Below are 12157 nucleotides of genomic sequence, written 5' to 3' on the forward strand. Positions count from 1 at the left end.
AATTATAAAAAAATTTATGTTGACAAAATATTGAACTGTCTTATATTCTTAAATTAAGCTGTTTTAAGCTAATTTTGTATCTACGGTATCCATACCAGCTATCTCTACAAGCATAATTTAAAACAAGAGAAGGCAGAGGACACTAACCTAGAACGGGTCTAGAAGCTATGTTAGTGGAGGTATGATACGCTATGTACTTATTAGTGAAAACCCGTTTCTTAATTCACTAATATAGAGGATAGCAGGGGTATTTCCCAAAAAGCAGTTTGTTAATTGATGTATAGACATCGGTAACAAATGAAGACCACTCACCGTCCTATATATTCACGGTAGAGATATCTAAAATAAATTTATACCTCAATCGAGGGTTCGAAAAAGACGTATTTCTGCATTGATGCAGACTATACGTCTTTTTTTGTTTTTACGTTTTTTGTCGCCCTGTCACCCCTAGTCTTTGGTTTATTAATTTTAGGAAGGAGAATTAAATTGCAGCGTATCACTCTTACTGGCAAAGAAGCTGCTCAGCTCATCGGTGTGTCATATTGGTTAATACTCGAAATGGCTAAGAAACATGAAATCCCTCATTTTAGGATGGGAAATCGTGTTCTATTCCGTGAAGATAGCTTACTACAGTGGCTCAAAGAAAAGGAAAAAACCTCAACTTATAAGCTGGAAACTAACCAACAGTACGGCAAGCTCCGGCGAATTGAGGTGTGACATATGAATTCTATACGATTTGTTTACTGGGTTCAAAACCTATTAGAGCATCATAAGTCTCTCGGTATTTCTTTATATATTATTGAACAGTTTATCGAACAATATGATAAACACCACGAGGGGTCAAATGAACAACATATTTGAAACATTATCTATTCCCGGTTCTGAGACTATCATCCTTGTTACACCAAGAGATTTAAGCAACAAAACATTTGCTATACAACTAGCATTAAATCTAAACGAAGAAGTATCTAGTAAGTCAGGTTAAGTATATTCGATCTCCCTCTTGGAAACGCTGGATAAAAATAGGTTTTCAGGAGGGAAAATATATGGATCAACCACGAGTAGTGAAAGTTTCTTATAACGAAGAAAATTCATCAGAAGCTTTGCTATGGATCGATTCTCTTATTGAGAAAATTATCATTACCAGTCTTGGCTTAGAACCTAAGTCAGTCGGTAAAATTTTAATGGAAAGTGAGAAGAAGAAATTTGAAACTAAATATTTCTCCTAAGACTACAGCTGTATATATGCGTGTTAGCACTCACGCTCAAAATGAAGAAATGCAACGGGCAGCTGCTATGTCTTATATTAATACTCATAAAATTCCTATGGAATCAGTTAAATTCTATTCTGATCATGGTGTTTCAGCCTCGAAGCTAACACTTTTACAAAGAAAAGATTTAATGAATATGCTTGATGATATTCAGAACGGAAAAGTAAATCGGTTAATTTGCTACTCTCGTGACCGTCTAGCAAGAAATACCTTTGAATATATGAAAATACTTCATACGTTTAAAGAACATGATGTAGAAGTAATTTATGTAGCAACTAATTCTATTCCTTTTCAGGCCAATAATATCGTCTTGGAGGCACTTCTTTCTATGTTTACTCAACAGGAAGCTATGACGATTCAAATGCGAAAGTCAGATTCGCATAAACTATTTCCGGTTCATATTTTCGGGTACGAACGTCTCAAAGAAGGAAACAAAATTGAATATAAGTTAAAGCTTGAAATTCGTAATCAGCTTACCGATTTTTTCATGGATTGCAGTGAAGTTGATTCACCAGAACAGCTAATTAGCACTTTGGCAAAGTACAAATCACTGCTAAAAAGGAACGGTGACAAACTTTTAAAGATGTTACGCAATCCGTTTTATGCTGCACATCATAAAAATAGCTCCGGCTATCATGCTTTACATTATGTTGAGCCGCTAATTTCCTTGGGAATTTACCAATTGATTGAACAAAAACTTTTACGTTTCCGAAAAGAAATTGAATGTGCATTCAAACCGGTTACTAATGATGCGTATATTGTGCCTTATTGCCATTGTGGGAGCATAATGAAACTAAGAAAAATTGAAAATGAAGCTTATTATTCTTGCAGTCATAAGCATAAAAAGAATCAAATTTCTGTAGCTGAACTAAACCAAGCTACAAAAGAGAAAATAAAAGAGATTACTCAATCATTATCTCCGTCATTAATTGAATCAAAGTGTTTGAATTATATATCTAGATTAAGAAAACAAATGGTTCAAAAACGAGGGATTATTGAGAGAAAGATTAATGCCCTCTGCTTAAATATTGCTATGAATCATTCTCCATTGCACGGGAGCATTTCCTTTTCTCGTCCTTACGAAGAATTACAGTTTATGAAAAAACAGCAGGAAGAACTGAAAGAAACTGAAAGGAATCTAGAGCAATTACAACAAGAAATTAGCCAAATTACCAACGTAGTTGTTCAACAAGTCCAGGAACAATTACTGTCTGAAAACCAGCTTCGTATGCTATGTAATTCCTTAATTAAAAATGTTTGTGTATCTAACGAAGAGGTGATTTTCGAGATTTACTTTAAAGATTTTATGAGACATGGAGTATGTCCAGGAAAGGAAATACAATATGCATGCAAATAATTTAAAACCAGCAATAGGATATATACGTTTTTCTTCTGTAAAACAAACCGGTGGCCATTCCATTGAAATTCAACAAAATACTATCCTTCATTCCGCTGAAATGCAGGGCTATTGCATTAAAAAATGGTGCAAAGATGAGGCTGTAAGTGCATATCGAAATAGAGCTGAACGTCGCCCCGGTATTATTGAATTGTATAATTCCATCTTAAATGGTGAAGAAGAAGCCGTATTCTTTTACGACTCATCTAGGGTTTCAAGGCTATTTGATGATTTTGCTTTAGAAGTTTACTATCCGATTCTAAAAGAAAAGCCAAATTGTAAATTTTTCGAAGCATCGCAAAATGAAGAATGGAACCCAAGTAACCTCTTAACGCAGGTTAAACTTCTATACTCATATGAAGAAGTATTAACAAAGTCCAAGAGAGCCAAAGATGCCCAAAAAACCCTACTGTATTCAACCGGAAAACCTATCCGACCTGGATCACGCGTCCCATTTGGCTACAACAAAGTACAAGATACTTTTTTTCCGAATGAAGAAGCAGCTATTGTTTATTTCATTTTTCATTTAGCATCCTGGGGATATGGAAATAAAAAAATTGCTGATGTCTTAAACAGCGCTCAAGTCCCTTCATCGAATAATGGTGAGTGGCAAGCAAGCAGTGTAGATTTCATTTTAAACAATAGATTTTATGCTGGAGATTTAACCTGGAATGTACGAATTGATTACAATTGCAGCAAACGAAAACCTTATGGACAATATGATTTGTTTGAAAACAATCACCCACCCATCATTCCAGCTTATTTATGGGATTTAGTCCATAACATACGCCAACACAAAAAAAACTCTGGAAAAATGAATACCCCATTCTTTTTACGAAACATTGTACATTGTAAATCTTGCTTACTTGAGCTTACTCCAAAAGATGCAAGTCCGACAAATAGCAAAAAGAAATACACCTATTATTATTGCAATTCATGCAATCAAAAAATTAGCAGTGATATGTTGCATGACATCGTCCTAAAAAGACTTTCCGTAGAACTGGAAGGCATGTTTGATAAAATGAAAAGTCAAGTAATCAAACGTCTCTCTGATTCAGAAAAATCTTTAGCTAAACAAAAAGAAAGCTTTAAAGCTCAGCAAGAAATTATTTCTTACAAAGAACGTATGATTGAAAACATGGATCAACATGAAGAATGGAAACAAATATTGTCCGATTCAAAAGAAATAATAACCGAAAAATTAACTGAAATATCCTTGTTAATCGAAAAGATTAAACAGATTAAAAATGAAAATCTGATTGCTGACGCTTTTCTCCACTTTAAAGAAGTACCTTCACAGTTGCTTACCTATGTGGAATTGCGCACACTTTGTTTAGCTCTTATTAATAAAATTGATATTAGCCTGAGTCAGACTCCTCGTGTCAGTATTGATTATCGATTTTCACCTTTTTTTATTTTGGAAAATCAAATTGGACAAATTACCGAAATGCCGTTGAATTAATTGGATATATTACCGAATATATAAGCCCACTTAATTACAATTCAACATTTCTTACTTGGAAAAGCCCAGATTTTACGGGCTTTTTCAAGTAATCTTCTCGGTAATCCAACCATCTAGGTATACCTAGATGGTTGGATTACCGAAAGCTATTTTCATTAATTGGTTAAATAACCGAATAAAATTCACATGTATACAAACATATGTTTCTGTTAATTAATTAAAATTATAAATACAGAAAGGAGAAGTTTATATGGCTGGCAGCCTGGAACAACGCGGAAAAGACTCTTGGCGTCTAATGGTATACGGTGGTCGTGGCCCAGATGGCAAAGAAATCCGTTATCGCAAAACAGTCAAGGGAATTAATAAAAGGGAGGCGGAAAAAGAATTAGCTAAGTTTGTAGCCGAGGTTTATACGGGAAACTATATTGATTCCCCTAAAATTACTTTGGCTGAATTCATCTCACAGTGGATGAAGATTTATGCTGAGAAAGAGTTATCTCCTACAACTGTCCAAGGATACGAAGGAATGCTTACTTTACGTATCCTACCTGCTCTAGGACATGTTGAATTGGACAAACTGAAGCCAATACACCTTCTTAAGTTCTATGACAATTTAAAGGAAGATGGTATACGTTTGGATGGAAAGCCTGGGGCTTTATCCCAACAATCAATCCTTCATCACCATCGACTTATTTCGTCTATTCTCGGACATGCGGTAAAGTGGCAAATCATCCCTATAAATGTGGCTAAAAGCATAGAGCCACCTAAAGTAGAGGAAAAAGAAATGGAGTTTTATAACGAAGAAGAAGTAGCACTAATTCTTCATTATGGACAGGAAGAAGAATTTCAATATTTTGTCTTAGTTACACTTGCGATCACTACGGGATTGCGTAGAGGAGAACTCCTAGGTTTAGAATGGGATCATATTAATTTTGATGCTAAGACTTTGAAAGTGAAGAAAACAAGCCAATATATTAACCGTAAAGGGCTAATAACAAAAGGGCCAAAATCAAAGTCATCAAAGAGAACTCTATCTTTGACTGATGAAGAGATAGCCTTACTGAGTACACTTAAAAAATTACATGAAGAAAAAAAGGAGACTTTAGGAAGCAAATGGTTAAATTCTAATCGCCTATTCATAACTTGGAATGGAGGCCCTATGCATCCTAATACAGTTAATAACTGGTTTAAAAAATTCACCATTAAGCACAACATTCCCGTAAAAAATTTCCATAGCTTACGGCACACAAATATTACGCTGTTATTGTCGCAAAATGTAGACCTAATGACTGTCATAATGCGTGCAGGACATTCAGATGGTTCCATGATTTTAAGGCGGTATGGCCATGCTATTCCAGCTAAAGAGCGCGAAGCATCTGATAAAATTGGCAGTATTGTCTTCAAAAATAAGAAGATAAAACATCCTTCTAATTGAAAAGGGCTAAGGTTTAATTAAGTTGCGTTAAGAATAGTTTTGTCATATCCGTACCCAATTCCGTACCCAAAAATGGAATTGGGTCGGGAAATAAAAAAACAAGGATCGTGAAAACCCTTGATTTTACTGGTTTATGTATGGCGGCCCCGAGAGGACTCGAACCTCCGACGCACGGTTTAGGAAACCGACGCTCTATCCGCTGAGCTACGGGGCCAATGAATTTATTATATATAACTTTTTTCTTGTTTTCAAATATAAGCTGTTTCCAATATATCATTGAATGTTTAAAAGGTCGTTTTCCCGGCAATGACCGGGAAATTTCCCTGGCAGACGAAAGTTATAACAAAGAAAAACTGCGTAAAATGCTTCTTTACATCTGATTATTCTGCTTTATAAAAAAGATGCATACAAAAAATCGATTTCTGGTATGGTTTTATTATAAACTTTTTAAAAATACGTTATATTTCGAGATATAAAAAGGGACAGCATCTTTTAAAATAAAAAGTAAAGGATGATCTGCTTTAACTTCGTCTCCCCAACTAACCACATTATATAGAAATGGCGTACACAGAATACTCAGCGGTACGCCATTTTGATTTATAAATAAGCCTATTTCTTCTTTGGTTCTAACTTTTCCAGGCCACCCATATACGGACGCAGCGATTCCGGAATGATAACACTGCCGTCTTCCTGCTGATAATTCTCAAGAATAGCAGCCATAGTACGGCCAATTGCCAGACCAGATCCGTTCAGCGTGTGCACAAATTCCGGCTTCGCTTTTGTATCGCGGCGGAAACGGATGCCTGCACGGCGTGCCTGGAAGTCCTCAAAGTTACTGCAGCTCGAAATCTCACGGTACATACCATAGCTCGGCAACCATACCTCGATATCATATTTCTTCGCCGCCGTAAAGCCCAAATCGCCTGTACACATGCTCATTACACGATATGGCAATCCTAATACCTGCAGCACTTTCTCCGCGTCGTTGACAAGGCTCTCCAGTTCGTCATATGATGTCTCCGGCATTACAAACTTCACAAGCTCTACTTTGTTGAATTGGTGCTGACGAATCAAGCCGCGCGTATCGCGTCCGGCAGAGCCTGCTTCAGAACGGAAACAAGCGCTGTATGCCGCATAACGAATCGGCAGCGCGTCCGCCGGCATAATTTCATCCCGATGGTAGTTCGTGACCGGAACTTCCGCGGTCGGAATCAGGAAATAATCGGTATCCGACAGCTTGAATGCGTCTTCTTCGAACTTCGGCAGCTGGCCTGTGCCGGTCATGCTTTCACGGTTGACGATGTATGGAGGCAAAATCTCTTCGTAGTTATGCTGCATTGTATGCAGATCAAGCATGAAGTTAATTAGCGCCCGCTCCAGCCGCGCGCCAAGACCTTTATAGAAGACAAAACGGCTTCCGGTTACTTTTGCCGCTGCCTCGAAATCAAGAATGCCCAGATTAGCGGCAATGTCCCAGTGCGGCTTCGCCTCGAAAGAGAAGGACGGTGTTTCCCCCCAGTGGCGCACCGGGACGTTATCCTCCTCGGTCATACCTACCGGAACACTTTCATGCGGCACATTCGGAATACCCAGCATAATTTGAGAAATTTCCTCTTCCAATACACGGATTTGTTCGTCATACTCTTTAATTTTGGCCGATACTTCTTTCATTTCTGCGATCAAATCGTCCGCGTTTTGTTTTTCTTTTTTCATGCGCGCAATTTCTTCGGAAACAACATTGCGCTTATTTTTCAATTGTTCGCTTTCCGCAAGCAACGAACGGCGCTTAACGTCCAAATCAGAGAATTTATCAATTTCGTTCAATTTCTCTCCACGTGTCTCGAGCGCTTTCTTAATCGCTTCGAAGTCATTGCGCAGGCGCTTAACATCTAACATGCGTATCTCCTCCTGATCAAGCTTAAAAAATAAAAAAATCTCCTCCCACCTAAGGGACGAGATTACCCGCGTTGCCACCCTACTTTGGCCTACGAAGCCCTCTATAGCTCCGTACGCCCTTAGACACACGATAACGGTTGTGTGACCGGCCCGGCTCATCGCCGGTGGCTCAGAGATGGATTTCAGCGGCCTGTCCGTTCGGTTCGCACCCTCCACCGACTCTCTGGTCGTCCAGTTCCCGCTTACTTGTTCTCGTCACAGCCTTTGTGCATGTTAAAAACCACACTTATACTTTACTATATCCGGAAACAAGATGCAAAATGTATCTCCGCATAATAAGAAAAATTGGCGGATGTTGCCGATCTTTCCCTCCTTTCAGGGCACGCGCCTCGCATGTTCTTCCTCAATTACAATGGAGGGAAAGTATATGCTACTTTATCAATGTAAAGCCACATATACTTTCCTATTCCGCAAAAAGGGACGCTAGCAACGGCGTCCCTGTAATGGTAATGCAACTATGAGAACAAGCCTTTAATCAAATCACCCAGGCTGCCAAAAATACCGCCGATAAAGCCGAAGAACGAACGAAACGCCAGGCGAATCCAGCCTGCTTCCTCTACTTCTTCTTTGGCGACCAGCACGCCGCCCGCTTTTTGTTCATCGATCGGACGCAGGAATTCATCTGATTTCCCGTTCGGTCCGACGATTTTAATGGAGCCGACCGTCTGTCCCTGTTTTACAGGAGCCGTCACCGTTTTTAGCACGGCTTTCGGTTTATAGGCACCCGCCTCTCCCGCTTTTACCGGGTAAAGAACTTCTTGCCCGGCTACTGCTGCTACCTCTTTGGCCGTCCCTTTTTCGACTTTAGCCATTTCCCCGCCTGGAATCTGTGCTCCTTTAGCGAGAATCGGCTGCATTTTATAGTTACTGAAGCCATAGTCAAGCATTTTGCTTGTTTCCGTAAAACGGCTCAGGAATGATTTCGCACCCATCACAACCGTAATCAGGCGTACACCATTACGCTCAGCCGTACCCGTGAAGCAGAAGCCTGCTGCATTCGTATGGCCTGTTTTTAATCCATCCACACCCTGGTATTGTTTAACAAGTCCCGGAAGCATCCAGTTCCAGTTATCCATTTTTAGAGGGCGGGTGCTTCCTTCACGGAATGTTTTGTGTGGGATTTTTGTTGTTTCTAACAATTCCGGATATCTGGTAAGCAACTCTTTGGCGAGAATAGCAGAATCACGGGCAGACATCATGTTGTCAGTCCCATTCGAAGTGTCGGGAGCAAATTGTTTCAAATCTTCGACCGGCAGACCTGTCGAAGTAACGAATTTTGTCTGTGTCATGCCGAACTCTTTCGCAGTTTTATTCATCAGCTTTACGAACTCAGTCTCAGAACCGGCCACCGTCTTCGCAAGCATAACAGTAGCATCGTTAGCCGAATAAATAGCCAGGGCTTCATATAGTTCTTTTACGGTATGTACTTCGTTCTGGGCAAGCAGCACGCCCGAGGTTCCCGATTTCCCCAGGAAAGCACCGTACTCATCGACCATAACTTTTTGGTCCCATGTGATTTTTTTCTTCTCAATGGCATTCAATACGAGGTATTCGGTCATCATCTTCGTCATACTGGCCGGAGGAAATGCCTGATTCTCGTTATATTTGTACAAAATTTTCCCCGTCTTTGCCTCAATCATAATGGCCGACTTTACGTCCAGGTTTAACACCGGCGTAGCCGCCTGGGCTTGTCCCACATTCATGGTAAGAAGAATGGGTACAAAGAACACCAGAAACGCCAACGTTAAAACAAGCGATTTCTTCATCTGTCTAACAAGCGTTGACAACTCTCGCACCTCCACATAAATTACACAATACTTTTGATTCTACCATACAACACAAAAAAAGACAGGGAGTTTATTCCCTGTCTTATTAACTATTTTTTGACAAAATTCATTAAGAGATCGAGTAGTTGGGCGCTTCTTTCGTAATATGAACATCGTGGGGATGGCTCTCTTTTAATCCGGCATTGGTAATACGGATAAATTGCGCATTGTTTTTCAATTCTTCAATTGTTTTGGTACCGCAGTAACCCATACCTGCACGCAAACCACCAACCAGCTGGTATACGGTGTCCGCCAAAGGCCCTTTATACGGAACGCGCCCTTCGATGCCTTCTGGAACGAGTTTTTTGTCGTCTTCTTTCTCCTGGAAATAACGGTCTTTGCTTCCTTCTTTCATAGCTCCAAGGGATCCCATGCCACGGTAAACTTTAAAACGGCGCCCCTGGTAAATTTCCGATTCACCCGGGCTTTCTTCGCAGCCTGCGAACAGGCTTCCAATCATAACGACAGATGCACCGGAGCCAATTGCTTTAGCAATGTCACCGGAATATTTAATACCGCCGTCCGCGATAATCGGGATGTTATATTCACGTGCAACGGATGCGCAGTCATAAATCGCCGTAATTTGCGGAACACCGATACCGGCTACTACACGCGTCGTACAAATAGAGCCCGGTCCGATACCGACTTTAACCGCAGAAGCACCGGCTTCAATTAATTCACGGGTCGCTTCACCGGTAGCCACGTTTCCGGCCACGATGGTTAAATCCGGGTATTTAGCGCGCATTTCCTTTACTGTGTCTATAACGCCTTTAGAATGGCCATGTGCCGTATCGATAACCAAGCAGTCGATGCCGGCGTTTACAAGCGCTTCTGCGCGTTCAAACGTATCTTTGGATACACCGACAGCCGCTCCGCACAAAAGTCTTCCCTGCGCGTCTTTGGCAGCGTTAGGGAACTGGATGGCTTTTTCGATATCTTTAATGGTAATAAGGCCTTTCAGCTCATTATTTTCGTCAACAAGCGGGAGCTTCTCGATTTTATGGCGCTGCAGGATTTCTTCTGCCTGTTTCAATGTTGTACCCACCGGAGCAGTAACTAATTCTTCTTTCGTCATGACTTCTGAGATTTGTACAGAGTAATCATGAACGAATCGAAGATCCCGGTTGGTAAGAATGCCGACCAGCTTATTGTTTTCATCGACAATCGGAACTCCGGAAATTCGGAACTTAGCCATTAACTTCTCGGCTTCCGATACCGGGTGAGAAGGCTGGAGTGAAAAAGGATTGGTAATAACACCGCTCTCCGAACGTTTAACGCGGTCTACTTCTTCCGCTTGTTGTTCAATAGACATATTTTTATGGATAACACCCATGCCGCCCTGGCGAGCAATTGCGATGGCCAGAGCCGATTCGGTAACAGTATCCATTCCGGCACTAATAAGCGGAATGTTCAATTTTACATTCTCGCTCAGCTGTGTGGAAACATCAACGTCACGCGGTAATACATCAGATCTCCCCGGAACAAGCAAAACATCGTCAAACGTTAAACCTTCTTTACTAAATTTATTTTCCCACACGTGGTCATACCTTCCCTTTCCTTTAGTTTGTTAGTTATGTTTTATACAGCGTCTAATTATATTATCGAAAGTTTAACAAAACCCTTATTTTACTGTCAAGAATCCCGTAATATTGTTCGTCTTTTCTGTAAATAATAATGGAAAAGCAAGCGTTTTCCTGCTTAAACTTTCTATTTTTACGAATAATTATACGGAAAAGGTGACGGGAATGTACACAGCGGTCCACACTATAATGTGCGAAAATCCGGAGAAAAAAATGTGGGATAGCTATTTGTATTTTGAAAGTGAATCCACAACAAAAGCATTTTTGCAGCAAACGTATGAGGAATGTTGCATTCCTAAAGCTAACGTATACGCTTTCCAGAATGCATCAAAATTCATTTATTACATCAAACAGGCACGTCAGTATTACTCTTCAGCCTCGCACAGTGATATTCTGGTTCGGCCGCTGCTTCTGTATTACGGCATGGTTAGCCTGCTGAAAGCGTATGTGCTTACGCGCGACCCGGATTATCCATCCAACACCCGCGTTCTGCAACATGGCGTTACGAGCCGCAAAATGAAAAAAAGCTACTATTCATTCGCAGAAGATGAGGTACGCGTACAGAAAGAGGGATTGCTTCCTTATCTGTACTCTTTTTTAAATAAAGACGGGCTTAATGAGAAGTACCGGCTGCAAAATCTGCTGGCCGTCATTCCGGAACTGCAGCCAGCTTACCAGCGTTTGTATAAACAGATTACAATGACATCTGTTTCTCTTTCATCCCACAGAAACTTTGAACAGCTCTGCACGATTTTTTATCTCCCGGAATTCGTGTTAGATGAAGTTCACTTAACATATGATGCCTTTATTCATTACTTAAATCGTTACAATAAAGGGAAAGCAAGCTTTGCAGCTTCCGTCATTGAAGCACCTCGCGGCATCATCCGATTGGAATGGCACCATCCGGAAAATATCCATGTTACAGAAAATGGAGACGGCTTTGAAAATACCCTGTTTACTCATGATTATAAAGGTAATTTTTCCTTTAAAATAAAAATGGATAAAGCCCATACAATTCCTGAGGTTGTAACCCATTACATGATCATGTACGTATTAGGCATGCTTTGCCGATATGAAACAGAACGCTGGGGAGAAATCGTATTTTCGTTTATGTCGGAAGATATGTACATGATTCAAGAGTTTCTGACATTATCCGCACGAAAGTTTCCAAATTTAGTATATAATTTACTATTAAAAGAACGTTATATTTTTCGAATCGAGTAAAGAATAA

At 40.2% G+C, this 12157-nt stretch carries 9 protein-coding genes, 1 tRNA gene and 1 other annotated feature; of the genes, 6 read left to right on the top strand and 4 right to left on the bottom strand.

Going from position 1 to position 12157, the window contains the following annotated elements; all coding sequences use genetic code 11:
- Positions 1 to 486 precede the first annotated feature (486 nt).
- The 5 genes from ADA01nite_RS20310 to ADA01nite_RS20330 all read left to right on the top strand — a co-directional run bounded on the left by ADA01nite_RS20310 (position 487) and on the right by ADA01nite_RS20330 (position 5564).
- A complete protein-coding gene (locus ADA01nite_RS20310; protein ID WP_218029594.1) occupies positions 487 to 717 on the top strand; it encodes an excisionase family DNA-binding protein in 231 nt (76 codons plus the stop codon).
- A gap of 329 nt (positions 718 to 1046) precedes the next feature.
- A complete protein-coding gene (locus ADA01nite_RS20315; protein ID WP_146812260.1) occupies positions 1047 to 1229 on the top strand; it encodes a hypothetical protein in 183 nt (60 codons plus the stop codon).
- Positions 1207 to 2628: a recombinase family protein gene (locus ADA01nite_RS20320; RefSeq protein WP_146812261.1), complete on the top strand. Its 1422-nt coding sequence runs from the start codon at positions 1207 to 1209 to the stop codon at positions 2626 to 2628. Before ADA01nite_RS20315 ends, ADA01nite_RS20320 begins: the two co-directional genes overlap by 23 nt.
- Positions 2615 to 4129 (top strand): recombinase family protein, encoded by a 1515-nt coding sequence (locus ADA01nite_RS20325; protein WP_170230400.1) that lies wholly within the window; start codon positions 2615 to 2617, stop codon positions 4127 to 4129. Before ADA01nite_RS20320 ends, ADA01nite_RS20325 begins: the two co-directional genes overlap by 14 nt.
- 250 nt (positions 4130 to 4379) lie before the next feature.
- Positions 4380 to 5564: a tyrosine-type recombinase/integrase gene (locus ADA01nite_RS20330; protein ID WP_146812263.1), complete on the top strand. Its 1185-nt coding sequence runs from the start codon at positions 4380 to 4382 to the stop codon at positions 5562 to 5564.
- Positions 5565 to 5702: 138 nt separating this feature from the next.
- Here the strand turns inward: ADA01nite_RS20330 and ADA01nite_RS20335 are convergent.
- The 4 genes from ADA01nite_RS20335 to guaB form a co-directional block, all read right to left on the bottom strand.
- Positions 5703 to 5778 (bottom strand) — tRNA-Arg (locus ADA01nite_RS20335).
- Between the two features lie 395 nt (positions 5779 to 6173).
- A complete protein-coding gene (serS, locus tag ADA01nite_RS20340; RefSeq protein WP_146812264.1) occupies positions 6174 to 7460 on the bottom strand; it encodes a serine--tRNA ligase in 1287 nt (428 codons plus the stop codon).
- 49 nt (positions 7461 to 7509) lie between these two features.
- Positions 7510 to 7728 (bottom strand) — a binding site (T-box leader).
- A gap of 247 nt (positions 7729 to 7975) precedes the next feature.
- Entirely contained in the window at positions 7976 to 9307 is a 1332-nt protein-coding gene (locus ADA01nite_RS20345; RefSeq protein ID WP_246147438.1) for a D-alanyl-D-alanine carboxypeptidase family protein, read from the bottom strand.
- Between the two features lie 109 nt (positions 9308 to 9416).
- The gene (guaB, locus tag ADA01nite_RS20350) at positions 9417 to 10883 is read right to left on the bottom strand and encodes an IMP dehydrogenase (RefSeq protein ID WP_146812265.1); all 1467 of its coding nucleotides are present in this window, start codon (positions 10881 to 10883) and stop codon (positions 9417 to 9419) included.
- 256 nt (positions 10884 to 11139) lie between these two features.
- On the opposite strand from guaB, the gene ADA01nite_RS20355 reads away from it, so the two are divergent.
- Positions 11140 to 12150 carry a YaaC family protein gene (locus ADA01nite_RS20355; RefSeq protein WP_170230401.1) on the top strand — a complete coding sequence of 337 codons (1011 nt, stop codon included), beginning with the start codon at positions 11140 to 11142 and terminating at the stop codon, positions 12148 to 12150.
- Positions 12151 to 12157 lie beyond the last annotated feature (7 nt).

Origin of the sequence: Aneurinibacillus danicus (assembly GCF_007991215.1) — a bacterium.
In the GTDB taxonomy this organism is placed as follows: Bacteria; Bacillota; Bacilli; order Aneurinibacillales; family Aneurinibacillaceae; genus Aneurinibacillus; species Aneurinibacillus danicus.

Bases quoted from the DNA above. Each gene is read 5' to 3' on its own strand.
- ADA01nite_RS20355 (WP_170230401.1), top strand. From the start codon at position 11,140: ATGTGGGATAGCTATTTGTATTTTGAAAGTGAATCCACAACAAAAGCA.
- ADA01nite_RS20325 (WP_170230400.1), top strand. From the start codon at position 2,615: ATGCATGCAAATAATTTAAAACCAGCAATAGGATATATACGTTTTTCT.
- ADA01nite_RS20330 (WP_146812263.1), top strand. From the start codon at position 4,380: ATGGCTGGCAGCCTGGAACAACGCGGAAAAGACTCTTGGCGTCTAATG.
- serS (WP_146812264.1), bottom strand. From the start codon at position 7,460: ATGTTAGATGTTAAGCGCCTGCGCAATGACTTCGAAGCGATTAAGAAA.
- ADA01nite_RS20315 (WP_146812260.1), top strand. From the start codon at position 1,047: ATGGATCAACCACGAGTAGTGAAAGTTTCTTATAACGAAGAAAATTCA.